The sequence below is a fragment of the Micrococcaceae bacterium Sec5.7 genome (genome assembly GCA_039636785.1).
GTDB lineage: Bacteria > Actinomycetota > Actinomycetes > Actinomycetales > Micrococcaceae > Arthrobacter.
Genome location: CP144169.1, coordinates 2,923,926 through 2,949,340, shown reverse-complemented (window position 1 = coordinate 2,949,340; position 25,415 = coordinate 2,923,926). Strand labels below are relative to the sequence as shown.

Here is a 25,415-nt window from a genome sequence, read left to right as displayed (position 1 = left end):
CAGTGAATGTACTCATCGTCGGCGCCGGGCCGGCCGGATCCACCGCTGCGTACTACCTTGCGCAGGCCGGCATCGCCGTCACCGTGCTCGAAAAGACCAGCTTCCCGCGTGAAAAAGTATGCGGCGACGGCCTCACCCCGAGGGCTGTCCGCGAAATCCAGAAGCTCGGCCTGCCGCACCCGGAAACGGACGGCTGGCGGCGCAACAAGGGCCTGCGCCTGATCGCCGGCGGGCGCACCATCGAGCTTCCCTGGCCCGAGGTCTCCGACTTTCCGCAGTATGGCCTGATCCGGACCCGCCTCGGCTTCGATGAGGAACTCGCGCGCCACGCCCGGTCCGCCGGTGCCGTGGTGCTCGAACGCCACAGCGTCAGTGGAACCCTGCGCTCGGAAAACGGGCGTGTGACCGGTGTACGCGCAGCGCTCCTTGACGAGTCCGGACGCAAGACGGGGGAGACGCGCGACTTCCGTGCCGACGTCGTACTCGCCGCAGACGGCAACTCCACCCGGACCGCAGTGTCCGCGGGAATCCAGAAGCGCGATGACCGCCCGCTGGGCGTTGCCGTGCGCACCTACTTCACGTCGCCGCGGCATGACGATGACTGGATGGAAGGCTGGCTGGAACTTCCCGGCCGCGACGGCCGCCTTTTGCCGGGCTACGGCTGGGTGTTCGGCGTGGGGGACGGCACGTCCAACGTGGGCCTGGGAATCCTGAACTCCTCCAAGGAATTCGGCAGGCTGGACTACAAGCAGGTGCTCCGCGAATGGACCGCCGGCATGCCGTCCGATTGGGGTTTTACTCCCGGGAACCAGGTGGGCGAGATCCGCGGCGCCGCGCTACCCATGGGCTTCAACCGCACACCGCACTACTCCCCGGGACTCATGCTGCTGGGTGACGCCGGCGGCATGGTGTCCCCGTTCAACGGCGAGGGCATCTCCTACGCCATGGAATCCGCCCGCTTCGCCGCCGAGTTCATCATCGACGCTTCTTCGCCGGGCCGCTCCCGTGCATGGAGCCCGGGTGTTTCCGGAGCCGACGACGCCGACACCCACTTGGCGGGGTACGCGGAATACGTGCGCCAACAGTGGGGATCCCACTTCACGCTGGGCCGGGCATTTGCCGCGCTGATCGGAAAGCCTGTGGTGATGAAGCTCGCGCTGCGCACGGGCATGCCCATCCCCGTGCTGATGCGCTTTGTGGTCCGGCTGCTCGCCAATCTGACGGATTCCTCCGCCAAGGGATTCGAGGACCGGGTGATCCGGGTCCTGGAAATGCTGGTCCCCGCCACCTCAAATACTGCCCCGTTGGCTTCACATCAGCGGTTTCCGAAACAAAAAGTTAGGGTTAACCCGTGACCAACTCCGCAGACCAAAGCTGGACGCACGCCGGGCACGGCCTGCCGGACTCCAACGAGCCCAGCCTCAACACCACCGCCATAGCCACGGGACTCCAGCTGCCCGCCGGTTTTGCTGCCATCGCGGGGGATGCTGATCTCGGCCCCGCCATCACCAACAACCTGGCCCGGGTGGAGAAAAAGCTCCGCGAAGCCATTGCCAACTCGGATCCGCTGGCTGACGCAACGTCGCGTCACCTCGTGGAAGCCGGCGGCAAGCGCATCCGGCCTCTTTTGACGCTTCTGTGCGCCCACCTGGGCGATGCCTCGCTTCCGGCCGTGGTGCAGGCCGCCGTGGTGGTTGAGCTGACGCACCTTGCCACGCTCTACCACGACGACGTAATGGACTCGGCTCCGTTCCGCCGCGGTGCACCCACGGCCCACGAAGTCTGGGGCAACTCGGTGGCAGTCCTCACCGGCGACCTAATTTTTGCCCGCGCCTCCATCCTGGTTTCCGAACTGGGCTCCCGCGCATTGGGTATCCAGGCCCGCACCTTTGAGCGCCTGTGCCTGGGCCAGCTGCACGAGACCGTGGGGCCGCGTCCGGACGAGGATCCCATAGAGCACTACCTCTCGGTCATTGCGGACAAGACCGGCTCTTTGGTGGCCGCCTCCGGCCAGCTCGGCGCGATTTTTGCTGGCGCGGATTCCGCCTATGAAGAGCTGCTCGTTGAATATGGCGAAAAGGTGGGTGTGGCCTTCCAGCTCGCCGACGACGTCATCGATGTCACCGGCATCAAGGTCAAGTCCGGCAAGTCCCCCGGAACCGACCTCCGCGAAGGTGTGCCCACCCTCCCCGTGCTGCTCCTGCGCAAGGCCGCGGCGGAAGGCGACCAGTCCGCCGTCGAACTTCTTAAACTGATCGACGGCGACCTCACCTCGGATTCTTCTCTGGCGGCTGCTGTTGCCGGGCTGCGTGAGCACGCTGTGACGGCCGAGTCCTGGGTCGTTGCCCGGGCCTGGGCCGACGAGGCCATTGCGGCATTGGCGCCGCTGCCCGAGGGAGTGGTGAAGGCTTCGCTGTCCAACTTCGCGCTGGCAGTGGTGGACCGCAACAGCTAAGGGCATTGCTGGCGGTGTTGGCCTGGGCCGGGAATCCGGTGACCTGTGTTTGTCTGAACTTAAGCGGAATGGCCCCGGTTCTTTGCAACGATGACGAGTCATACGCTGCGTGGAACCGGGGCCATTTCTCCGTTCGCATCAGATCCACCGGAGGCGACTGGTGGATCCGTAATCAGTGTATGACAGGTTTGTCATGCAGTTCAAATTCGCTGTTACCCGGCGTGTCATTCGAACTGCGACGTGGAGCTCGGGAAATCTGTCGTGGGGCATATTGCGGCTTGGTAGGGGGATTCCCGGTTCATGAGACGGCGTGTCCGTGTCGAACGGCCCCGATCCGGCGGGCTTGTCCACATGGAGAAGCTTAGGTCTGCCCACCGATGTGAATCTCTGGCACCGTGGAAACATGGACATTGAGAGTTTTCTGCGTGCCAGGGAGGGTGTGGCGAGGGCGGCATCTCTCCAAGGGGCAGGATTTTCGCGCACGTCCATGGACAAGGCGCTGGCGGCAGGGCGTATTGTGCGGATCCGGCGAGGCGTCTATAGCCTGCCAGCGGAGGCCGGGGTGTTCGGCCTGGCACTCGGCCACAACGCTTTGCTGACGTGCTTGTCCGCCGCCCCCAGCTACAGTCTGTGGACGCTCAAAGATGCGCGGGCCGTGCACGTCAGTCCGGGCCACCGTGCTGGGCCGCCGGGGACGTTCACCCATGGAAGGTGCACTCATCCGCGCCATCCATGGCTCCCTGTTGCAGGCCTGGCCGACGTCCTGATCCATGCGCTTCGTTGCCTGCCCGAACTCGACGCTTTGGTGATGGTGCAAAGTGCCGTGGGGAGGGGCGACATCACCGTGGACTTTCTGCGCCGCAAGCTCCCCGGGAACCGGAATGCGCTTTCGCGAACTGTTCTGGACAACGTCATTCCCCGGGCCGACTCGCTCCTGGAGGTCCTTGCAAACTTTCATTTCCGGCGCGCGGGGTTCCAGCTCCGTAGGCACGTTGACATCGCGGGTGTGGGGGAGGTGGACTTCCTCATTGAAGAGTGCCTGATCGTAGAAACCGACGGCGGCTCGCATCTTGAGCCCAGGCAAGTGAAAAAGGACCGTAAGCGAAACAATGCGTCGATGGTTGGCGGGCACCTCGTGCTGAGATACGGCTATGACGATGTGGTCCATCACCCTGAGCGGATGGTGGCTGAAGTCCTTGCGGTACTTGAGCTGCGGCGCAGGGGAGCCTTCGACGCCAGGTGACTCCCGCCGTCGTGGTTCCGGCCGAGGCGACTCCCGCCGTCGTGGGGCACAATGAGCGCCGAAACCGTGGAAATTGAGTCAGCGACCGGCGTGTCCTTGTCGAAGTGCCCCAGTTCGGCGGCAACTCCCCCATGAGGCCCGGAAACTAGTCCTCTTCGTCGTTGAACGCCCACTCAAACATGTCAAAGACGAACTCGGAGAAGGTGCCTTCCTCGTTCTTCCACTGGCCGCGGGCGTTGTTGCGGCGCCACACGATGGGGTCCGGGACAGTGAGGTCGCCCACGCGAAATCCCCAGGTGAACTGCTCTTCCTGGTCCTCAAGGAACATCAGGAAGCCTTCGTCGTCGACTTCGAGTTCCTCGGGGTCCCAGAAGTAGTGGTAGGCCTCCATGAGATCCTCGCAGCCGCCGACGGCCAGGTAGAACTCCTTGAGCACCAGCGGGACCGTGAACTGATGCTCGGCGAGGGCCAAATCCAGGTCGGCTACGGGCAGCCCGTCCTCTTCCTGCCATTCGTCTTCGAGATACTTCGGAACAAGCGCGCGGAACTTCTCGAGGAACATGTCAGTCATGCTCTATATCCTAGCTAATCCCGGCCGCCGCCCCTGCCGCCGCCCGAGCCGTCCAGCCCGAGCCGGTGCCACCCGCGAACTGCCAGCGGAACGTGCCAGGAACGGCGCCAGGCAACCACCCGGAACGCAAACACCACGGCCGCAACGGCGCAGGCGGTCACCGCGTCAAAAGCCCCGGCGGTCCACAGCACCGTGGTCAGCGAAGCACCGGTGAACGCGGGCAGCGCATAGAGGTCCTTGGGGTCGAACAGCTGCGGCACCTCATTGGCCGTGATGTCGCGGAGCAGGCCGCCGCCCACCGCCGTCGTAACGCCCAGGAGGATCGCGGCAATCGGGTTCATCCCGGCGGAAAGCGCCTTGAGCGTTCCGGTGATGCAAAAGAGCGCCAGCCCTCCGGCGTCGAACAATATGAGGAGGGAGGTGTAGCGCTGAACGCTGGAAAACAGGAAATACACCAGGAAGGCCGCGAGCACCGGGGGCGCAAGGTACGCGGGGTTGGTGAAGGCGGCGGGCGGGCCGCTGTTGAGAATGATGTCGCGGATGACGCCGCCGCCCAGGCTGACCACGGAGGCGAGGAGGACGGAGCCGATGATGTCGAACTGTTTCCGGGCCGCCAGGAGGGATCCGGACACCGCGAAGAAGAAGACGCCGGCCAGATCCAGCCACACCAAGGCGATGTCAAAAGGGAAGGTCATGGGGCGTTCCGGTCGATTTCAAGGGGCGGACAATGCGGCTCCAACGTTACGCTAGCCATTATGAATAGCCCGATCATGATCGCCTGTGCCCATGGGACGTCCAGCACACAGGGAGCCGCCGAGGTCAACGCCCTGCGCGACGGAATTGCCGCATTGCGTCCTGGACTCGAGGTCCGCGAGGCCTACGTCGACGTGCAGCAGCCCGGGCTGCCGGACGTTGTGACTGCCGTAGCGGCGGGGGAGTCTGCCGTGGTGGTGCCGCTCCTGCTGAGTGTGGGGTACCACGTCAAGGTGGACATTGCCCGCGCCGTCCGCAGCCGCCCGGACACCCTGGCGGCTGCGCCGTTGGGACCGGATCCGCGCCTGGCGGCGTTGCTTGACCAGCGACTGCGTGAGGCCGGCGTGACCGAGGCCGACGCCGTGATCCTCGCCGCCGCCGGCTCATCCGACCCCACCGCCTCCCTCAACGTCGAGGCGCTCGCGGAGCAGCTGCGTGCCTTGCGGCCCAACCGGATTGTGCCCGCCTATGGTGCCTCCGCCAAGCCTTCGGTGCCCGACGCCGTTGCCTCCTTGCGTACGGAAGTTGCGGCTGGTGGGGTGGCCAGTACCGCCGCTCAAAGCAGCCGCCCGGGGCGCGTGGTCATCGCTTCCTACCTGCTGGCGCCGGGGTTCTTCCACGACCAGCTGGCCAAGGCCGGAGCTGACCTCGTTACGGAGCCGTTGCTGCCCTCGCCGGTGCTCGCCGAAATCGCGTTGGAGCGTTACGACGCGGTGCTGGGTGCCGGTGCGTGATGACAGCCACCCGCCGAGGTCATCCGCGAAGATAGTCCGTGCGGTGGCTGGGTTGGTTCAGTCCTGGGGTGCTTGCCAGGTGGCGTCTTTGAGTTCTTCTTTGAACCAGTCCGGGATGTGTTCCCCGTCCCGGGGGAAGACGTAGAGTTCCTGGGCGTAGGCGTAGGCGTAGGCGTAGGCGTAGGCGTTGGCGCTGGGTTCGCCGAGTTCCCAGACGGGTTTCTCGGTGTAGTTGTAGGTTGTTTCCCAGCCGTCCCCGGCCGGGGTGACCGTGAGAGTCATCGACAGCCACGCGCCCTTGCCCGGCTGATACATCACCTCCCGCAACTTCTCAGCAGCGAAGTGAACCTCATCCGCGGCGCCGGCGCGTTTCATTTCGCCACCGCGATAGATTTTAGCGATTGAGGAACTAACACCGCCTGTTTCATTGCGGACGTAGGTGATGCTGTCCCATGCCCGGTCCTGGGGCCTGATGGCCCAGAGACCTTCGGCGATGATGCGTTCCTGATCCCGTGTTTCCTGGAACGTATCCACTTCCATGTGCTGCTTTGCCACTGCCTAGCCACTTCCTACGATGTTCTTGAACCGTTGATCAATGAATAGTTCCCCGTCGGCCCAAGCCCCCACCCGGATCTTCGCAGGCGTCTTGACCCCGGGCCCGCGGATCAGGTTGATCTCCACATCAATTCTAGGCGGCGGGACCCCGAGGGCTTTCTGCCTGACGGCTGTTTCGAAGTTGTAGAAGCTATCGACGTCGCCGATGTTTTGGTTGAGTTCCTTGAGCATCCCGACGATGTTGATCCGTTCCGGGATACCGTCAAATCCGTTGGCGACCAGGTGCCCGCCTTCGTAGCGCCAGCCGTCCGAGAGGGGCGTCTGCGTGTAGATTTCCGCGTTGGCGGACTGTCCCACACTGCCCTGAATGTGTCCGGAGCGGCCGCCGTCACCCAGTTGCAGTCCTTCCACCCGCGCAGTGACCGTCTGCCCGGCGGAGTCGGTGATGAAGGTGACATCGCCCTGGACGCCGGAGACCTTGTACGTCATGTCGGGGAGGGGATGGTTCAGTTCCGGGCTGATCCTCGACGCCGTCGCCTCCTGGCGTGCGGAGGCCGCGGTCAGCAGCGGCCCGGGACAGGTGGCCATCGCGTTGGAGCGTTACGACGCGGCGCCGGGCGCTGGTGCGTGATGACAGTCACCCGCCGAGGTCTTCCGTGAAGATAGTCCGTGCGGTGGCTGGGTTGGTTCAGTCCTTGGGTGGTTGCCAGGTGGCGTCTTTGAGTTCTTCTTTGAACCAGTCCGGGATGTGTTCCCCGTCCCGGGGGAAGACGTAGAGTTCCTGGGCGTAGGCGTTGGCGCTGGGTTCGCCGAGTTCCCAGACGGGTTTCTTGGTGTAGTTGTAGGTTGTTTCCCAGCCGTCCCCGGCCGGGGCGACCGTGAGAGTCATCGACAGCCACGCGCCCTTGCCGGGCTGATACATCACCTCCCGCAACTTATCAGCAGCGAAGTGAACCTCATCCGCGGCGCCGGCGCGTTTCATTTCGCCACCGCGATAGATTTTAGCGATTGAGGAACTAACACCGCCTGTTTCATTGCGGACGTAGGTGATGCTGTCCCATGCCCGGTCCTGGGGCCTGATGGCCCAGAGACCTTCGGCGATGATGCGTTCCTGATCCCGTGTTTCCTGGAACGTATCCACTTCCATGTGCTGCTTTGCCACTGCCTAGCCACTTCCTACGATGTTCTTGAACCGTTGATCAATGAATAGTTCCCCGTCGGCCCAAGCCCCCACCCGGATCTTCGCAGGCGTCTTGACCCCGGGCCCGCGGATCAGGTTGATCTCCACATCAATTCTAGGCGGCGGGACCCCGAGGGCTTTCTGCCTGACGGCTGTTTCGAAGTTGTAGAAGCTATCGACGTCGCCGATGTTTTGGTTGAGTTCCTTGAGCATCCCGACGATGTTGATCCGTTCCGGGATACCGTCAAATCCGTTGGCGACCAGGTGCCCGCCTTCGTAGCGCCAGCCGTCCGAGAGGGGCGTCTGCGTGTAGATTTCCGCGTTGGCGGACTGTCCCACACTGCCCTGAATGTGTCCGGAGCGGCCGCCGTCACCCAGTTGCAGTCCTTCCACCCGCGCAGTGACCGTCTGCCCGGCGGAGTCGGTGATGAAGGTGACATCGCCCTGGACGCCGGAGACCTTGTACGTCATGTCAGGGATGGGATGGTTCAGTTCCGGGCTGATCCGGCCCTTGACCTTCTCCACCGTGATTTCCCTGATGGTTCCCTGCGCGTCGGTGACGAACGTGCCCCGCCCGGACACCCGGTACTCGGTGTTCGGCGCGAATCCGTGCGCGGTTCTGGCCCACGGCGATTTGGGCCCGGCAACCATCTCATCCGGGACGCTGACCACCTGCGTGATACCAGGCCTGGCGGGGTCATGGAGCGGTTGTGCTTTCAGCCCCGCCAGTGCTTCCTGCGCCCCGGCCCCGTTGCCGTAGGCACCAATCGACGGCGGGCGGCGCACCGCGCGATCCACCGCATCAATGGTGTTGTTCAAGGTATCGGCGGCGTGTCCAAGAGGCCCGCGTGCGGCCCCGGCCAGCCCGTCAGCAACCCTCACGGCACCTGCACCGTCATCGAGCTGGTTCAGGGTATTGGCGGTCCCTTGAAGGCCTGGCTTTACGATGTTTTCCCACGTGGCGGTTTTGATCCCGGCAAGGGCGTCAGTGATTTTCGCAACCGTGGCTGGGGCGAGGGCGCCGAGTTTCCCGGCCACAGAACCGGACTTTATCGCCGCACCCCCACCCGCGGTTCCAGCGATGCCCGCCACATCAAAAAGGTTCCTGCTGAGAGCGTAGGTCCACTCCCCATTGGCCCACGCATCGGCTTGAATCAACTCCGGCACCATTTTGCCCAGCTCAGCTCCGGCGGCATCTTGATCAGACTGCTTGCCCGTCACCAGCCGGTCGAGCCAAATACCGGGGGAGACGAACATGCCAACATTCCAAAGGGTCTTGCCAACGCCGGTCCAAGCGTCACCAAAAGTTGCCGACTTCAGGCCCAATTCAGGTGCACTGGGCTGCCAAAAAGCAGCCAGCGGGGTTATCGAATACAGGCCCGAACCTAGCCCCCAGGCTCCGTCAACGAGACCTTGACCAACACCGGCCCAGCCCGGAAGGTGTGCCCGGTCCACCGGTTTACCCCAGGAGAGTTCGCCTTTTTCACCAAGGGCATCCAGTGTTTGAGCGTCAACGGCGTAAACGTTGGACCCATCAGGTTTTGCCCCCGAGTCACCGGCTTTGACGTAGGTGCTCCCGCCGTAGACGCCGTTGATCCGGTTCGCGCAATCCTGCTCGGCCTCCATGTATTGGGCTTTGATGGAGTTCAAATCCGCCAGAAGCTTATGTTGCTCGTCCACGATTTCCGGAACGGTGGCCCACTCGTCACCTTTGCGTTCGATCCTACCGCTGAGCCGATCGGCGTCACCTATGAGGGCATCGCTACGAATCCTCACTTCACGGCATATTTCGGCGAAATCCTCCAATGCCGACGCCACAACGGACGTACCGTCCTGAACACCTTGCGCCCAAACCTTCACCGGGCTGAATACGGCCAGTAGTTGCGGCTGTTCAGGTGTCTGATATGTCCCGGCCAGTCCGTGCCACCCAGTAGCTGTGGTGTCCACGGAGTCCCCGTATGTGACCCCGGCACCGGACAAGTCACGCGCATGGGCACTCAAGGCGTCAGTGTCAGGCAAATCGGGCAGAGCCGACAGATCCAAACCCGGCACACCGACCACGGGCGCGGTGCAAAAACGATCGTCATTGGACATCGGAGGCCCCTACCCGGCCTGGACGTTGCCGTAGCGGGTCTGCAAAGGGTCCGCCGGAAGAGCTTGGGATGCCAAAGCGCTGGTTTGAGCGTTTTGGGCCATCTGAGCATCACCTTGAATGTAGGCCAGCAAGGCGTTTTGCGTGCCTTCGACTATGCTGACCGACCGGGTACTCAAGGACCCGATTGCCGGGCTGAGGGACGACTCAACGTAGCCATTCAGGGCCGACGCAACCAGGCCAGTCGTCAAGGCAGCCCCGATACCAGTGATAGCGGTGTTAATAGTTGCGACAGCGGCGTTCTGCGCGTCAATGTTCGATGCGGACGTTTTTAGTACGGCTACGGTAGCCGCGGTGTCAATGTTCCAACTCGGTGCCACATGTCCCCATCATCGTGCGGCCCTCGCGGGCTTCAGCAAATCCTACAACGACTTTATGTTCTCATGATTTGGCAACCCGGCGGGGCGTTGGCCACACTGGGGGTGCCAGCCCAGCGATCCACCCTGACCGCTCTTCATGACGAAATGTTTCCCTAGGTGACTTAGCGTTTCCGGCACCTTTGTGACGCCCTTCCGGCCGGCTCTACAGTCGATGCATGACTGATACAGCTCTAGCCGGAGCGTCCGCGGACACTGCCGCTTCCCAGCGACCGGCACGAACCGCTTCTTCCCGCCCGGCGGCCAAGCCGCACGGCCAGTGGAAGGTGGACGGCACAACGCCGTTGAACGCCAACGAAACCTGGAAACAGGAAGACGACGGCCTCAACGTCCGCGAGCGTATCGAGTCCGTCTATTCCAAGGAGGGCTTCGACTCCATCCCGGGTCAGGACCTGCACGGCCGCTTCCGCTGGTGGGGCCTTTACACCCAGCGCAAGCCCGGGATCGACGGCGGCAAGACCGCAACGCTTGAACCCCACGAGCTCGAAGACAAGTACTTCATGCTGCGCGTAAGGATCGACGGCGGCGCCCTCACCACCGACCAGCTGCGCGTGATCGGCGACATCTCGGTTGAGTTCGCCCGCGATTCTGCGGACCTCACCGACCGCCAGAACATCCAGCTGCACTGGATCCGGGTTGAAGATGTGCCGGAAATCTGGCGCCGTCTGGAAGCCTGCGGGCTCTCCACCACGGAGGCCTGCGGCGACGTTCCGCGCGTCATCCTGGGCTCCCCGGTGGCCGGCATCGCCAAGGACGAGCTCATCGATCCCACCCCGCTCATCGCCGAACTGGCCGAGCGCTTCATCGGCAACCCGATCCTCTCCAACCTGCCGCGCAAGTACAAGACCGCCATCACTGGCCACCCCAGCCAGGACGTGGTGCACGAGATCAACGACTTCGCACTGGTGGGTGTTGTCCACCCCGAGCTGGGCGTGGGCTACGACCTCTGGGTGGGCGGGGCACTGTCCACCAACCCCATGCTGGCCAAGCGGCTCGGAACTTTTGTCACTCCGGAGGAAGCCGCTGAAGTATGGCTCGGCGTCACCAGCATCTTCCGTGACTACGGCTACCGCCGCATGCGCACCAAGGCCCGGCTGAAGTTCCTGATGGCCGACTGGGGCCCGGTGAAGTTCCGCCAGATCCTTGAAGACGAATACCTCGGCTACAAGCTCGCAGACGGCCCGGCCGCACCGAAGCCCACCACCCCGGGCGATCACATCGGCATCCACGAGCAGAAGGACGGCAGGTTCTTCATCGGAGTCACGCCCCTTGCGGGCCGGATCTCCGGCGCGCATCTGGTAAAGCTCGCTGACACCCTCGAGGCCCGCGGGTCACAGCGACTGCGCACCACGCCGCACCAGAAGCTCGTCATCCTGGACGTCCCCAAGGACGAGGTTGAGCCGCTGGTGGCCGAGCTGGATGCACTGGGCCTCTCCGCCCGCCCGTCAGTCTTCCGGCGCGGAACCATCGCCTGCACCGGCATCGAATACTGCAAACTGGCCATCGTGGAAACCAAGGTCACTGCGGCCACCGCCGTGGCCGAGCTGGAACGCCGCCTGGCTGACCTGACGGCCTCCGGCCAGCTGCCGCACGCGCTCTCCCTCCACATCAACGGCTGCCCCAACTCCTGCGCCCGCATCCAGACCGCGGACATTGGGCTCAAGGGCATGATGCTGCCAACGCCCGACGGCGATCCCACCCCCGGTTTCCAGGTCCACCTGGGCGGCGGGCTGGCTTCTTCAGACCGCGAAGAGGCGGGCCTCGGACGTACCGTCCGCGGCCTCAAGGTTTATGTTTCGGATCTACCGGACTACGTGGAACGGATCGTCCGCAAGTTCGTTGCCGAGGGCGCCGAGGGCCAGACCTTCGCCGAATGGGCCCACGCGGCCGAGGAAGGGGACCTGCAATGAGCACCGAAAATGCCAGCCCGGTGATTGAGCCTGTCGAAATCCCGGTCTCGACAGGCTCGACCACCGCTCCCCTCCGTTCTCACGACGAACTCAAGGCCTTGGCCGAGGCCGGCGCGGCCGAGCTCGGCTGGGACGCCCCCTCCCGCGACGTCATCGCCTGGGTGGCGCGCAACTTCGAGCTGCCTGCGGTCGCCGTCGCCTGCTCCATGGCCGACGCCGTCCTGCCGGCGCTCGTCGCGGACCAGATTCCCGGCGTCGACGTCCTGTTCCTGGAGACCGGCTACCACTTCCCGGAAACCTATGCGACGCGGGACGAAGTGGCCGCGAACCTTCGCGTCAACGTGGTGGACGTGCTCCCGGAAAACACCGTGGAACAGCAGGACCGGCTCCTGGGCAAGGATCTCTTTGCCCGCGACGCCGCCCAGTGCTGCGCGCTCCGCAAGGTGGCGCCGCTCCGCCGAACCCTTGCCGGCTACGAACTCTGGTTCACCGGCGTCCGCCGCGATGAGGCCCCCACACGCACCAACACCCCGCTGGTCACGTGGGACGAAACGAACGGCCTGATCAAGGTAAACCCCGTTGCCGCCTGGACCTTTGACCAGCTGGTGCAGTACTCCGATGACAACCTCCTGCCCGTCAACCCGCTCCTGGCCCAGGGCTACCCGTCGATCGGCTGCCAGCCCTGCACCCGAAAAGTGGCACCCGGCGACGACCCCCGCGCCGGACGCTGGGCAGGATCCGACAAAACAGAATGCGGACTACACGTATGAGCACCCTAAGCACGACGACGACGGACGGCTACGCCTCCACAGCTGATGCCGCCCCCGCCCCTTCGCCGCGCGGCATTCGTCCTTCGGACGATGCGCGCGGCTCCGACAGGCCCGATGCCACTCCCTGGGCGGCATCAGCTGCTCCGGCTGTGCGGTCAGCTCGCCTGTCGTCTTTGGACACTTTGGAATCGGAAGCCATCCACATCATCCGCGAGGTCGTGGCCGAGTTTGAGAAGCCTGCGCTGCTGTTCTCCGGCGGCAAGGACTCCGTGGTGATGCTGCACCTCGCGACCAAGGCGTTCTGGCCCGGCAAGGTTCCCTTCCCGGTGCTGCACGTGGACACCGGGCACAATTTCCCCGAGGTCATCGACTTCCGCGACCGCACCGTAGAGCGGCTGGGCCTGAAGCTGGTTGTCGGCTCCGTCCAGGAGTTCATCGACCGCGGCGAACTGGCCGAGCGTGCCGACGGCACCCGCAACCCGCTTCAGACCGTCCCGCTGCTGGATGCGATCCAGCGCAACAAGTTCGACGCCGTCTTCGGCGGCGGCCGCCGGGACGAGGACAAGGCCCGCGCCAAGGAGCGCATCCTGAGCCTGCGCGACGAGTTCGGCCAGTGGGATCCGCGCAACCAGCGCCCCGAGCTGTGGAACCTGTACAACGGCCGCCACACGGTGGGCCAGCACGTCCGCGCCTTCCCCATCAGCAACTGGACCGAGCTGGACATCTGGCGCTACATCGAGCGTGAAGACATCGATTTGCCGGGCCTGTACTACGCCCACCGCCGCGAGGTTTTTGCCCGCGACGGCATGTGGCGTGCGGTGGGCGAGGTTTCGCAGCCGCGCCCCGACGAAGAGGTCATCACCAAAACGGTCCGCTACCGCACGGTGGGGGACATGTCCTGCACCGGCGCCGTTGAATCGGCCGCCGCCACGGTGAGCGACGTCGTTATTGAGGTTGCCGCCTCCACCATCACCGAACGTGGCGCCACCCGGGCAGATGACCGCATCTCCGAGGCCGCCATGGAAGACCGCAAGAAGGATGGTTACTTCTAATGAGCACCGACACTTCACTCCTGGGCTCCTCGATCGCGGACGCCGAGCTGGCTGCAAGCGACCTGATCGCCGCGGCCCTGCCCGCCACGCTGTTCCGCTTCGCCACCGCGGGATCGGTCGACGACGGCAAGTCCACTCTGGTGGGCCGCCTCCTGCATGACTCCAAGGCAATTCTGGCCGACCAGCTCGACGCCGTAGCCCGCACCTCCGCGGACCGAGGTTTCGGCGGGGCCGGCGCCACAGGCACTCAGGCGATCGACCTGGCTCTCCTGACCGACGGACTTCGTGCCGAGCGCGAGCAGGGCATCACCATCGATGTGGCCTACCGCTACTTCGCCACAGACCGCCGCAGCTTCATCCTCGCGGACTGCCCCGGACACGTGCAGTACACCAAAAACACGGTGACGGGCGCGTCCACTGCGGACGCCGTCGTCGTACTCATTGACGCCCGGAAGGGTGTCCTGGAGCAGACCCGCCGACACCTCTCCGTGCTGCAGCTGCTGCGCGTGCCGCACGTGATTGTGGCCGTTAACAAGATCGACCTGGTGGACTTCAGCGAGTCTGTATTCCGCGAGATCCAGGCCGATGTGCGGCAGGTCGCCCGTGAACTGGGGATCGGTTCCCTGGAGCTGGGTTCTGCCGAACCGGGCAAAGAGGCAATCAGCGATCTGCGCGTGATTCCGGTGTCCGCGCTCGACGGTGACAACGTGGTGGACCGCTCCGCCCGCACCCCCTGGTATGACGGCCCGGCGCTCCTGGAGGTGCTTGAGAACCTTCAGGCCGCGGACGAAATCGAGAGTGAGCTGGAGAGCTTCCGCTTCCCCGTGCAGCTGGTTATCCGTCCGCAGGGGGCGCTGGCCCCGGATGCCATTGCCGCTGGGCTGGATGTTGAGGCATACCGCGATTACCGGGCCTACGCCGGGCAGATCACCGAAGGATCGGTGAGGGTGGGGGATGCCGTTACGGTCCTCACACCCGGGCAGGATCCGCGCACCACCACGGTGACGGGCATCGATTTTGCCGGAGTGTCGTTGGAGGAAGCCGCCGCGCCGCAATCCGTTGCAATCCGCCTGGCCGAGGAATTCGACGTAGCCCGTGGAGACACGATTGCCGCAGCCGGAACGGTGCGGGAAAGCTCGGCCGACCTCTACGCAGCACTGTGCTGGCTCTCGCCGAAGCCCCTCCGCGAGGGGGCCAAGGTACTGATCAAGCACGGCACCCGCACCGTCCAGGCGCTGGTCCGCAATGTCAACGGAAAGCTGGACCTGGCCTCGTTCAAGCTGGAGCCGGCATCGAGCCTGGAACTCAACGACATCGGCCATGCGCAGCTCCGCCTTGCGGCCCCGCTGCCCCTGGAGAACTACCTGCACCACCGCCGAACCGGCGCGTTCCTGGTGATCGATCCGCTGGACGGCAACACCCTGGCCGCCGGGCTGGTCAAGGACCACCCGGGCGACCACGAGGACGAGCGCTACTCGATCTGAGGCCCTACCCGTCGCAAATCTCTACAGAACCGCAGCTTGTTTGCCAAACCCCGCCTTCAAGGCCCGGGGTTTGCGAACAAGCTGCGGTTTTTTGTCCACCATTGTGACGTTGCGTGAACCTTCGTGACCCCGGGTTTCCGGCCCATTGAAACAGGTTTATGACACTCCCTATGGTGAATCCATGACTACTTCGGAATGGCTCTGCGGCAGCTCCGGTCAGGTTTCCCTGGATCGATGTCGCAGGCGCTGAACACCCGCCCCGCAACATCTCCAGATCCACCTCCCAGAACAGGAGCCGCACCGTGTCAACCACCCCAGACTCGTCCAAGCCTGAGAATTCCGTACCTGGAACCACCCGCATCGTCGCGGGCGAAACCGCAAAGCCCAAGCGCAGGCGCACCCTCGAGATCGGCCTGGCTGTGGGCCTGGTCTTGCTGATCGGTGCAGGAGCCGCTGTGGCATCCACGGTGTCCCGCAACAACGAAGCCAAACCTGCCGAGGCCGCGGTCGCCGCCGCCACGCCCGCCACGGAGCTCAAGCTGGGCTACTTCGGAAACATCACCCACGCGCCCGCCCTTGTAGGCGTCAACCAGGGTTTCATTGCCAAGGCCCTTGGAGAAGACGGAGGCACGAAGCTCAGCACCCAGGTGTTCAACGCCGGGCCGGCCGCCATTGAGGCACTGAACGCCGGCGCCGTCGACGCCACGTACATCGGCCCCAACCCGGCCATCAACTCCTACGTCAAGAGCAAGGGCGAGTCGATCAGCATCATCGCCGGCGCAGCGTCGGGCGGGGCGCAGCTGGTGGTGAAGCCGGAAATCAAGTCCGCGGCCGACCTCAAGGGAAAAACGCTCGCCAGCCCGCAGCTCGGCGGCACCCAGGATGTCGCGCTCCGCGCCTGGCTGGGCAAGCAGGGCTACAAAACCAGCACCGACGGCAGCGGCGACGTTGCCATCAACCCCACGGAGAACGCCCAGACGCTGAAGCTTTTCCAGGACGGAAAGCTCGACGGCGCGTGGCTGCCGGAGCCGTGGGCCTCACGTCTGGTGCTCCAGGCCGGCGCCAAGGTCCTGGTGGACGAGAAGGACCTCTGGGACGGTGCGCTTTCCGGCAAGCCTGGCGAATTCCCCACCACCATCCTCATTGTGAACAGGAAGTTCGCGGCCGAACACCCGGACACCGTCAAGGCGCTGCTGAAGGGCCACACGGAATCCGTGGCCTGGCTCAATGAGACGCCCGCAGCCGAGAAGTCCACCGTGCTGAACGCCGCCCTGAAGGCAACTGCGGGCAAGGCCCTGCCGGCAGACGTCATCGAACGCTCCCTCAAGAACATTCTGTTCACGGTGGATCCGCTGGCCGGCACCTACAAGAAGCTGCTCCAGGACGGCGTGGACGCCGGCACCACCAAGCAGGCTGACATCAACGGCATCTTCGACCTGACGGCACTCAACCAGATCACTGGCAAGAAGACCTCCGCGGCGGGACTCGGCAAGGACTAGCACTCCACGCCAGGGACCATCACGCACTATGCACCATGACGCTTCACCGCCAGACACCACAAACGAAGGACGGGACCATGCCAGTCGTACTGGAAAACCTGGGCAAGCGCTTCGGCGACGGCGCCCCGGTGCTGGACGACGTCAACGCCACCATCGGGCAGGGCGAGTTCGTCGCCCTGCTCGGTGCGTCCGGCTGCGGCAAGTCCACCCTGCTGAACATCATGGCGGGGCTGGAGGCCCCGACGTCGGGCGCCCTGGAAGTGCCCAGCGATGGCGCCGCCTTCATGTTCCAGGACGCGGCCCTCTTTCCCTGGCTGACTGCCCGGGAAAACGTGGAGCTGGCCCTGAAGCTGCGCGGTGTCGGGAAGGCCGAGCGCCGGGTGAAGGCGAACGAGCTCCTGGATCTCGTGCACCTGGGCGGGGCCGGGGACAAGCGTCCGCATGAGCTCTCCGGCGGCATGCGCCAGCGCGTGGCCCTGGCCCGGTCCCTGGCTCAGGACCGTCAGCTGCTGCTTATGGACGAGCCCTTCGCGGCCCTGGATGCGATCACGCGAGACCTGCTCCATGACGAACTGGAACGGATCTGGAAGGAAACCGGCCGCACCATCGTGTTCGTCACGCACAACGTCCGCGAAGCAGTCCGGCTGGGCCAGCGCGTGTTGCTGCTGTCCTCCCGCCCGGGCCGCGTAGTGGAGGAGTGGGATGTTTCCGAGGAACACCGAACCGATGCCGGACTTGCCGGACACCTGACCGGGATCATCACCGCCCGGCTGCGAGAGGAGATCCGCCGCCATGCCAAATAAGGTTTCCAGCGACGCTGCACGCGTCGAGACGAGTCCGGTGGTTGAGCCGGCTGCGACCGCGATTTCTGCAAGCTCAATTGCCGCCCCCGCCGGAACGCGGCACCTCACCGCTGCCCTCACCCGCTCCTCGTCCGGGTCCGAAGACCTGCGCGAGCTTGAAGCCGGGCTTGACTCTCTGCAGTCGGATACGCTTCGGAAGACGCGCGTTGACTGGAGCAGGGTCCTGCTGCCGGTGGCCGCCGTGGTGGTCCTCATCATCATCTGGCAGTTCTACGTTTCGCTTGGCCTCAAGCGCCGCGACCTGGTTCCCGGGCCGTTGGATGTACTGGGCCAGTTCGGAGTTCTCTGGGGCGAGGGCAAGCTCCAGGAAGCCGTGGGGACCTCCCTGCAGAGGGGCCTGATTGGCTTCCTCATCAGCGTTGCCATCGCGACGCCCGTTGGACTCCTGCTGGCTCAGGTTGCACCCTTGCGCCGTGCATTTGGCCCGCTGATTTCCGGGCTGCAGGTCCTGCCTTCCGTGGCCTGGGTGCCTGCTGCAATCATCTGGTTCGGCCTCACGGACGCCACCGTCTACTTCGTGGTGTTCATGGGCGCCATTCCTTCGATCATCAACGGGCTCATCTCCGGCGTGGACCAGATCCCGCCGCAGTACCGCAGCGTGGGCACCGTGCTCGGCGCATCCAGAGTGCAAATGGCGCTGCAGATTGTCCTGCCTGCAGCGCTTCCGGGATACCTCAGCGGACTCAAGCAGGGCTGGGCCTTCTCCTGGCGCTCGCTCATGGCCGCGGAAATCATCGCCGTGGGGGGCACCATCGGCTTCGGGCTCGGCTCCATGCTGAACCAGGGCCGCGACCTCGCCGACATGACCATGGTGATGTCAGCCATCCTGCTGATCCTCGCCGTGGGCATCATGATCGAACTGCTGGTTTTCGCCCCGGTGGAGAAGCGGCTCCTTCAGCGCCGTGGCCTCCTGGCGGGCAGCACCCGCTAAACCCCGGACCCCCTTCAACTCCCTGCAACGCGCTGCAACGCGGGGTCACTTACGGCCCATAATCCCTGGCGACATGGGCCGTAAGTGACCCCGCGTTGCTGTCTGGCAGGCTGGTGGCATGACCGTCAGCTTTGTGTGCCGCACCGAATCCGCCATGGCCCGAGAGCGTCTCTTCGACCTCGCACGAAGCATCGACGAACACCTCGGCTCCATGCAGGCCTCGCGGGAACGCGCCGTCGGGGGAGTGACGTCAGGGCTGATCGAGGCCGGCTGATTAGAGAGCGGGGCCGCTACCTCGCCGGTCGCTAGACATTTCGGAGTCCCCGGCGCCCTGCAATCGGACGCCGAACAGGCCAAGTACCGCCGCTACTTCAAGATGGACCCCGGGGACTACGCGGAGGGCGACTACTTTATGGGCGTCCGCATGGGCGAGGTCTTCACGCTCGGCAAGGAATTCGCCGCCATGGAGCTGCCGGAGATCGAGACGCTGCTGGAGCAGGACATCCATGAGGCCCGTGCCTGTGCCGTCAAGATCATGGCGCTCCAGGCCTCGGGGAAGAAAACTCCCGAAGTCCGTTGCCGCGGGCTTTATGAGCTGTATCGGCGCCGGCATGACCGCATCAACAACTGGGACCTCGTGGACCTGGGCGCCGGACGGATCGTCGACGGCTGGCTAATGGACAAGCCCCGCGATGTTCTCTACCAACTGGCCCGCTCGGCTGACATGTGGGAGCGCCGAACGGCCATCGTGGCTACGTCCCGGTTCCTGCGCAGCGGCGACCTGGCGGACACCTTCGCCATCGCGGAACTTCTGCTCGGAGACAAAGAGGACCTCATCCACAAGGCGCTCGGCGGGTGGGTCCGCGACGCCGGCCGCGGACCGCCGTCGGCTCCTCGACTTTCTGGACGCGCACGCGGCCACCATGCCGCGGACAGCGCTCCGATACTCGATCGAGCACCTGGACAAGTCGCAGCGCGAGCACTATCTGGGCCTGAAAAGCCGCTGATTCCGCCTTTTTGAGGCGGCCCTATGTGACGCAGCGTTACCTTACGTGAACTGGTGTTTCCGCCGCCGTTGCTGGGGATTGTGGCGCCCCTCTATCGTCGATCTATGGCAATTCAGGACATTTACCCCACGGCACTGCGGCTATTGGGCCGCCCCGTGCTGGTGGTGGGCGGCGGACCCGTGGCGACGCGCCGGGCCAAAGGGCTGCTGGACGCAGGCGCCCTCGTCACTGTTGTGGCGCCTGTTGCCTCGGCCGCGCTCACCGAACTGGCCGACGCCGGCCTGCTTGTCTGGGAGCCGCGCCCTTACGTTTCGTCGGACGTCGACGGCGTCTGGTTCGTTCAGACCGCCACTGGCACTCCCGCTGTGGACAGCCAGGTGGCGGCTGACTCGGAAGCGCAGCGCATCTGGTGCGTCAACGCCTCCGACCACGAGGCCTCGGCCGCGTGGACTCCAGCTGTCGCCGTGGTGGACGACGTCAAGATTGCCGTCAACGCCGGGGGAGATCCGCGCCGTGCCATGGCCCTGCGCGACGCTGTTGCAACCGCCCTGGAAACGGGCGACCTGCCGCTGCGCCGTCGACGTGTTTCGAAAGACACCGCCCCTGCCGGTTCTGTTGCCTTGGTTGGCGGAGGCCCCGGCGATACCGGGCTCATCACCGTCCGCGGCCGCCGGCTGCTTGGCCAGGCGGATGTTGTTGTAGCCGACCGCCTCGGCCCGCGCGAACTCCTCAGCGAACTTGCCCCCGATGTGCGCGTGATCGAGGTAGGGAAGACCCCCGGCCACCATCCCGTCCCCCAGTCGGAGATCAACCGGATTCTTGTGGATGAGGCTCTCGCCGGAAACCGGGTTGTAAGGCTCAAGGGCGGCGACCCCTACGTACTGGGCCGCGGCGGCGAGGAAGCAGAATTCTGCCGGCAGAACGGCGTCGAGGTTGCAGTGGTTTCCGGCGTGACGTCGGCGATTTCCGTCCCCGCAGCCGCCGGCATCCCTGTTACTCACCGCGGGCTGGCCAAGGGCTTCAGCGTGGTCACCGGCCATGAGGAGCTGTCCGAGGTTCCGGCGCGCGCAGACCACACGATCGTGCTGCTGATGGGAGTGTCCCAGCTCCGCGAATCGGCGGCCGCGCTCGCGTTCGCGGGTCTGCCGCTGGAGACCCCGGTTGGTATTGTGGAAAACGGCTACTTGCCGGACCAGCGCGTGACCATCGGTACTCTCGGCAGCATCGCAGACCAGGCCCAGGCCACCGGCGTCGCGAATCCTGCCGTGATTGTGATCGGTGACGTGGTACGCGTCAGCCCGTTCGCGCCGTCGCACTTCAAGACCGCCGACTACAGCACCACCACCCCCAACAGCCCCCGCGTCCTCACACCGTAACCCCCGCCCGTAACCCCCGCCCGAAGCCCCCGCTCACCCAACTAGCTCGCATTAGATGTCGTTTTGAGCCGTCAAAACGACACCTGCTGCTACCTAGTTGGGCGGGACCGAAGAAAAAGGAACACAGCCGTGTCAATCAGCACCACCGTAGGAACTGCCGCCCGCCCTATGCGAGTGGCCGTCGTCGGCTCCGGCCCGGCAGGTGTCTACGCCGCGGACATCCTCACCAAGAGCGAAGCCGTCAAGAACGGCGAGCTGACCGTGAGCATCGACCTCTTTGACCGCTACCCGGCACCCTACGGCCTGATCCGCTACGGAGTTGCGCCGGACCACCCCCGCATCAAGGGCATCGTCAAGGCACTGCACAAGGTTCTGGACCGCGGCGACATCCGCTTCTTCGGCAACGTGGACTACGGCACGGACCTGTCCATCGAGGACCTGCGCACCCACTACGACGCCGTCATCTTCGCCACCGGCGCCATTAAGGACGCGGACCTGAACATCCCTGGCATCGAGCTCGAGGGTTCCTACGGCGGCGCAGACTTCGTGTCCTGGTACGACGGGCACCCCGATGTTGCCCGCGAATGGCCGCTGGACGCCAAGGAAGTCGCGGTGATCGGCAACGGCAACGTGGCACTTGATGTGGCCCGGGTCCTCTCCAAGCACGCCGACGATCTGCTGGTTTCCGAGATCCCGGAAAACGTCTACGCCGGGCTGAAGGCCTCGCCCGTCACGGACGTCCACGTGTTCGGCCGCCGCGGCCCCGCCCAGGTGAAGTTCACCCCGCTGGAGCTGCGCGAACTGTCCCACTCCAAGGACGTGGACATCATCCTGTACGCCGAGGACTTCGAGTTCGATGAGGAATCGGACCGCCAGATCCAGAGCAACAACCAGATCAAAACCATGGTGGGCACCCTCACCAACTGGATCGCCGAGCAGCCGGAAGACCTCTCCGAACTCACGGCCTCCCGCCGCCTTCACCTGCACTTCCTGCACAGCCCTGTAGAGATTTACGACGACGCCGATGCCCCCGGCCGCGTCACCGGCATGAAGTTCGAGCGCACCGAGCTGGACGGCACGGGCAACGCCCGCGGAACCGGCGAGTTTGTGGACTACCCGGTCCAGGCCGTGTATCGCGCGATCGGCTACTTCGGTTCGGCCCTTCCGGAGGTCGAGTTCGACCACAAAAAGGGCGTGGTCCCGAACGCCGGCGGCCGCGTGCTGGATGCGTCCGGCGAACACATTCCGGGCATCTATGCCACCGGCTGGATCAAGCGCGGCCCAGTGGGACTCATCGGCCACACCAAGGGCGACGCCCTGGAAACCGTGACCTACCTCCTGGAAGACCGCGAAAACCTGCCGGTTGCCGAGGCACCCGGGGCCAGCGCCGTCGTCGAACTTCTTGAAAGCCGCGGCGTGCAGTACACCAGCTGGGAAGGCTGGCTGGCACTGGACGCGCACGAACTTGCTCTGGGCGCCGAGGCCACAGCGGCCGGCGGTTCGCACGGCGTGGAGGTCAAGCGCGAACGCATCAAGGTTGTGCCGCGCGCGGACATGGTCGCTATTTCCCGCGACGGGGTTGCCGCAAACGTCTGAGCTGACTTAAACGTCGACTCAACCTCAACGCGGGGTCACTTACAGCCCATTCCAGTCGGATTAATGGGCGCTAGGTGACCCCGCGTTGGTGTTTGGAGGCGTGTTCAGAACAAGGCGTTGGCGAATCCGATGAGGATCGCCGACCACCAGCACAGCTGCGACACCGACAGGCACGCCAGCATGTGAAAGCGCTGGCCAGGGGTGAGTCCTCCGAATGACGTGGTGGGCGGCATAATGACCAGGCGCCGCATCAGGGGAATCAGCATGATGCCATTGATGATGAGGACCAGGACGGCAACCAGCTTGAACACAGTCAGCGGGTTGCCCAGATTCGGGCTCAGAAATACTCCGGTGACCAGCATTCCGCCGATTCCGATCCAGATGAGCGGACTGGCTGCACCGTCCAGGCGGATCGTCTCGGAAAGTTCACGGCGGCCGATCAGCCAGAGGAATCCGTGCCAGTCGACGAGGAGGATGGCTCCGAAAGCAACAACCATGGACAAAATATGGACGGCTGAGGCAATTGCATGGGTCGGACCTTGTACATGGACCACGGTGCCGAGCAGGACGGAGATGGCCCACGCTATGGCGGCGCAAATGCTCAGAATTGCGACGAGCCGGCGGCTCCTGTCCGGGATGCGTTGCCGGACAGCTCCAGCAGTTCCGGCAGCTCCAGCAGTTCCAGCAGCTCCAGCAGTTCCAGCAGCTTTACTGTAAGTCATGGGGGTACCTCCAACTGGTTGAAGGACTATATGACGGAGCCAGCAGGCGCAGACGCCGGTCCCCGGGTGCTGGCCCCATTTGTCAGAGCATGGGTTCAGAACCTTGTAAAAACCTTGGGAAAACCCTGGGAAGGCACCGGCAGACCCCACGAATGGGCCCCACGAATGGGTCCCCCTATTCGTGGAGCCACTCCGCGCAGGAGTTCAGGTTGCGGTTGACGCTGGCGACGGCGGCTGCCTCATTCCGGGCCTCGATGGCCTCCACCAGTTCGCCATGGCCTTCGTGCGGCAACCCGTTGAAGCCGCCGCGGCGTTGCTGCCGGAGGAGGTCATCGTGGAAGACGCCGCCGAAACTGACATACAGTTCGTGCAGCAGCGGGTTGCCGGAGGACTGGGCCACCAGTTCGTGGAAATCCCAGTCGGCGCGGGCCCAAGCGGCGTAGTCTTCGGAATGCCAGGCGTCCCGGCGGAGGTCCAGGAGCTGGCGCATGGCAGCGGCGTCAGCGGCCGTGGCGTGGCGTGCGGCCAGCCTCGCGGCCTGTGTGTCCAGCCCCACCCGGACTTCCAGGATGTGCTCCTGCGTATGATCCTTGTACATCCGCTGGGCCGCGCCGGAGATCTCGCTGGTGGAGCGCACATAGGTGCCATCGCCGCGCCTGACCTCCAGCATCCCGCTGTGGGCAAGGGCCTTGATGGCTTCGCGCAGGGTCCCGCGGGAAACGCCGAGCCCGGCCATGAGTTCGGGTTCGGCGGGAATCCGGTGCTGCACGGGCCATTCCCCGGAGTGGATCATCTGGCGCAGTTTGGCCGTGACTTCCTCGGCGAGGGGCTGTCGATGCGAGGGCGTGAGGCTCATGCGACGCTCCGGGGCCCGGCGGTCAGCCGGGTGCGCTTGCTGGTCAGCAGGTGGCAGGACACCATCAGTGCTCCGCCGATGACAATCAGCAGCCCCAATGGCAGGGTCCAGGTGCCTGTGGCACTGTGCAGGATTCCGACGCCGAACGGGCCCAGAGCAGCGATCAGGTAACCCAGTGACTGCGCAATGGTGGAGAGGGCGGTGGTCTCCGCGGTCGAACGGCCGCTGCGGCTGATGATCATCAGTACCAGCGGAAAGATGCCCAGCCCCACGCCCACCAGCACGGCGGGAACCGCTGCAAGTGACGTCGGCAGCCACAGCATGGCGGCAACGCCTGCCACCGTGGAGCCGCTGGAGATGTACATGGCCGGGCGAAGCATCCCCCTGCGGGATCCGAGAGCCAGCAGCAGCATGCCTGCGGCGACAGAGACGAGTTGCATCAGGCCGAACTGCAGACCGCTTTCGGCCGCGCCCAGGCCTTCGCTGGTCAAAATGTAGGCGAACCAGCTCATCAGGCCATAGGCCAGGAAGGCCTGGAACGTGAAGATTGCGGTGATCAGGAAGCCCAGCCGAGTGCGCAGCAAGGGCAACATGGACACCCGCGCCGTGTCTTTCCGGGACGAGTTCCGGTGGGTATGGAGCACCACGGGCAGGAAGCCGAGCAGGGCAGCGACGCCGAGGATCCCCCACATGGCCAGGCCCAGGGACGGCGAGCCCAGCTGTTGCGCCAGCGGCACGCTGACTGCGGCCGCCAGTGTGGCTCCGCCTGACATGGTGAAGGTGTACAGCCCCGTCATCAGGGAGGTCCTGGACGCGTAGTGCTCGCGGATGAACGACGGCATGGCCACATTGCAGACGGCAAGCCCCGACATGGCCACGACGGTTCCCGCCAGCAGCGCCCCGGTGGTGGGAACCGCGCGGATCAGCAGGCCGGCCGCGAGCAGGAAGAGTGCCACCAGGATGGACTTCTCCACGCCGATCCTTCGCGCCAGCCAGGACGTTCCCAGTCCGGCAAAGGCGAAGCACAGCAAGGGAATGGCGGGCAGGACCGAGGCCACCAGTGCGCCGTAGCCGAGCATTTCCTGCAGGTCGTGGAACAGGGCAGCAGCGCTGGTGATACCGGCGCGGAGATTCAGGCCGATCAGGACTACAGCGACCAACCCCGCGACGACTACCACCGGTCGACGGCGTGCTGCCGCGCCGGGAGAGGGTGTTGGTGAGGTCTCTGTGGATGCTTCCGTGCCGTTTGCCATTCTTAAAGATTAGACGTTAGACGTTTGATGTCTAGCCTTCTGTGGGGAATGTCTCCAGCAACGCGGGGTCACTTAC

24 protein-coding genes are annotated in these 25,415 nt (G+C 64.9%); 15 read left to right on the top strand and 9 right to left on the bottom strand.

Annotated features, from left to right (window positions below):
* The first annotated feature begins 2 nt into the window (after nt 1-2).
* The 3 genes from V3C33_14055 (at nt 3) to V3C33_14045 (ending at nt 3,698) form a co-directional block, all read left to right on the top strand.
* Nucleotides 3-1,355 carry a geranylgeranyl reductase family protein gene (locus tag V3C33_14055; protein ID XAS66604.1) on the top strand — a complete coding sequence of 451 codons (1,353 nt, stop codon included), beginning with the start codon at nt 3-5 and terminating at the stop codon, nt 1,353-1,355.
* Complete coding sequence (locus V3C33_14050; protein ID XAS66603.1) at nt 1,352-2,455, top strand: polyprenyl synthetase family protein; 1,104 nt, start codon at nt 1,352-1,354, stop codon at nt 2,453-2,455. Before V3C33_14055 ends, V3C33_14050 begins: the two co-directional genes overlap by 4 nt.
* A gap of 403 nt (nt 2,456-2,858) precedes the next feature.
* Nucleotides 2,859-3,698, top strand: coding sequence for a DUF559 domain-containing protein (locus V3C33_14045; protein ID XAS66602.1), 840 nt, complete (start codon nt 2,859-2,861; stop codon nt 3,696-3,698).
* Between the two features lie 145 nt (nt 3,699-3,843).
* On the opposite strand, the gene V3C33_14040 is transcribed toward V3C33_14045, so the two are convergent.
* Together V3C33_14040 and V3C33_14035 are read right to left on the bottom strand one after the other, a co-directional pair.
* Nucleotides 3,844-4,269 carry a hypothetical protein gene (locus tag V3C33_14040; protein ID XAS66601.1) on the bottom strand — a complete coding sequence of 142 codons (426 nt, stop codon included), beginning with the start codon at nt 4,267-4,269 and terminating at the stop codon, nt 3,844-3,846.
* Between the two features lie 14 nt (nt 4,270-4,283).
* The gene (locus V3C33_14035; GenBank protein XAS66600.1) at nt 4,284-4,964 is read right to left on the bottom strand and encodes a trimeric intracellular cation channel family protein; all 681 of its coding nucleotides are present in this window, start codon (nt 4,962-4,964) and stop codon (nt 4,284-4,286) included.
* 60 nt (nt 4,965-5,024) lie between these two features.
* Between V3C33_14035 and V3C33_14030 the strand changes: the two genes are divergently transcribed.
* Nucleotides 5,025-5,756 (top strand): CbiX/SirB N-terminal domain-containing protein, encoded by a 732-nt coding sequence (locus V3C33_14030; protein ID XAS66599.1) that lies wholly within the window; start codon nt 5,025-5,027, stop codon nt 5,754-5,756.
* A gap of 57 nt (nt 5,757-5,813) precedes the next feature.
* Here V3C33_14030 and V3C33_14025 read toward each other — a convergent pair whose 3' ends face one another.
* The 4 genes from V3C33_14025 to V3C33_14010 form a co-directional block, all read right to left on the bottom strand.
* A complete protein-coding gene (locus V3C33_14025; protein ID XAS66598.1) occupies nt 5,814-6,311 on the bottom strand; it encodes a hypothetical protein in 498 nt (165 codons plus the stop codon).
* A gap of 3 nt (nt 6,312-6,314) precedes the next feature.
* A complete protein-coding gene (locus V3C33_14020; GenBank protein XAS66597.1) occupies nt 6,315-6,899 on the bottom strand; it encodes a DNA/RNA non-specific endonuclease in 585 nt (194 codons plus the stop codon).
* A gap of 100 nt (nt 6,900-6,999) precedes the next feature.
* Nucleotides 7,000-7,473, bottom strand: coding sequence for a hypothetical protein (locus V3C33_14015; protein XAS66596.1), 474 nt, complete (start codon nt 7,471-7,473; stop codon nt 7,000-7,002).
* Nucleotides 7,474-7,476: 3 nt separating this feature from the next.
* Nucleotides 7,477-9,492: a DNA/RNA non-specific endonuclease gene (locus tag V3C33_14010; protein XAS66595.1), complete on the bottom strand. Its 2,016-nt coding sequence runs from the start codon at nt 9,490-9,492 to the stop codon at nt 7,477-7,479.
* 686 nt (nt 9,493-10,178) lie between these two features.
* On the opposite strand from V3C33_14010, the gene V3C33_14005 reads away from it, so the two are divergent.
* From V3C33_14005 to V3C33_13955, 11 genes are all read left to right on the top strand, one after another.
* Nucleotides 10,179-11,930, top strand: coding sequence for a nitrite/sulfite reductase (locus tag V3C33_14005; protein ID XAS66594.1), 1,752 nt, complete (start codon nt 10,179-10,181; stop codon nt 11,928-11,930).
* On the top strand, nt 11,927-12,700 hold the full coding sequence (locus V3C33_14000; GenBank protein ID XAS66593.1) for a phosphoadenylyl-sulfate reductase: 774 nt from the start codon (nt 11,927-11,929) through the stop codon (nt 12,698-12,700). Before V3C33_14005 ends, V3C33_14000 begins: the two co-directional genes overlap by 4 nt.
* Nucleotides 12,697-13,752, top strand: coding sequence for a sulfate adenylyltransferase subunit CysD (gene cysD, locus V3C33_13995; protein XAS66592.1), 1,056 nt, complete (start codon nt 12,697-12,699; stop codon nt 13,750-13,752). The genes V3C33_14000 and cysD overlap by 4 nt, the downstream gene beginning before the upstream one ends.
* Nucleotides 13,752-15,236 (top strand): GTP-binding protein, encoded by a 1,485-nt coding sequence (locus tag V3C33_13990; protein XAS66591.1) that lies wholly within the window; start codon nt 13,752-13,754, stop codon nt 15,234-15,236. The genes cysD and V3C33_13990 overlap by 1 nt, the downstream gene beginning before the upstream one ends.
* Before the next feature lie 302 nt (nt 15,237-15,538).
* Nucleotides 15,539-16,735, top strand: coding sequence for an ABC transporter substrate-binding protein (locus tag V3C33_13985; protein XAS66590.1), 1,197 nt, complete (start codon nt 15,539-15,541; stop codon nt 16,733-16,735).
* A 77-nt stretch (nt 16,736-16,812) separates the two neighbouring features.
* Entirely contained in the window at nt 16,813-17,538 is a 726-nt protein-coding gene (locus V3C33_13980; GenBank protein ID XAS66589.1) for an ABC transporter ATP-binding protein, read from the top strand.
* Nucleotides 17,528-18,529, top strand: a complete 1,002-nt coding sequence (locus V3C33_13975; GenBank protein ID XAS66588.1) for an ABC transporter permease — start codon at nt 17,528-17,530, stop codon at nt 18,527-18,529. Before V3C33_13980 ends, V3C33_13975 begins: the two co-directional genes overlap by 11 nt.
* Nucleotides 18,530-18,647: 118 nt before the next feature.
* Entirely contained in the window at nt 18,648-18,803 is a 156-nt protein-coding gene (locus tag V3C33_13970; protein XAS66587.1) for a hypothetical protein, read from the top strand.
* Nucleotides 18,804-18,905: 102 nt separating this feature from the next.
* Nucleotides 18,906-19,550, top strand: coding sequence for a DNA alkylation repair protein (locus V3C33_13965; protein ID XAS66586.1), 645 nt, complete (start codon nt 18,906-18,908; stop codon nt 19,548-19,550).
* A gap of 90 nt (nt 19,551-19,640) precedes the next feature.
* Entirely contained in the window at nt 19,641-20,912 is a 1,272-nt protein-coding gene (gene cobA / locus V3C33_13960; protein XAS66585.1) for a uroporphyrinogen-III C-methyltransferase, read from the top strand.
* A 129-nt stretch (nt 20,913-21,041) separates the two neighbouring features.
* A complete protein-coding gene (locus V3C33_13955) occupies nt 21,042-22,508 on the top strand; it encodes an FAD-dependent oxidoreductase (protein ID XAS66584.1) in 1,467 nt (488 codons plus the stop codon).
* A 104-nt stretch (nt 22,509-22,612) separates the two neighbouring features.
* On the opposite strand, the gene V3C33_13950 is transcribed toward V3C33_13955, so the two are convergent.
* The 3 genes from V3C33_13950 to V3C33_13940 all read right to left on the bottom strand — a co-directional run bounded on the left by V3C33_13950 (nt 22,613) and on the right by V3C33_13940 (nt 25,339).
* Nucleotides 22,613-23,230, bottom strand: a complete 618-nt coding sequence (locus V3C33_13950) for a hypothetical protein (protein ID XAS66583.1) — start codon at nt 23,228-23,230, stop codon at nt 22,613-22,615.
* Nucleotides 23,231-23,405: 175 nt separating this feature from the next.
* Entirely contained in the window at nt 23,406-24,086 is a 681-nt protein-coding gene (locus V3C33_13945) for a FadR/GntR family transcriptional regulator (GenBank protein ID XAS66582.1), read from the bottom strand.
* Nucleotides 24,083-25,339 carry an MFS transporter gene (locus V3C33_13940; GenBank protein XAS66581.1) on the bottom strand — a complete coding sequence of 419 codons (1,257 nt, stop codon included), beginning with the start codon at nt 25,337-25,339 and terminating at the stop codon, nt 24,083-24,085. The genes V3C33_13945 and V3C33_13940 overlap by 4 nt, the downstream gene beginning before the upstream one ends.
* Nucleotides 25,340-25,415: the final 76 nt, after the last annotated feature.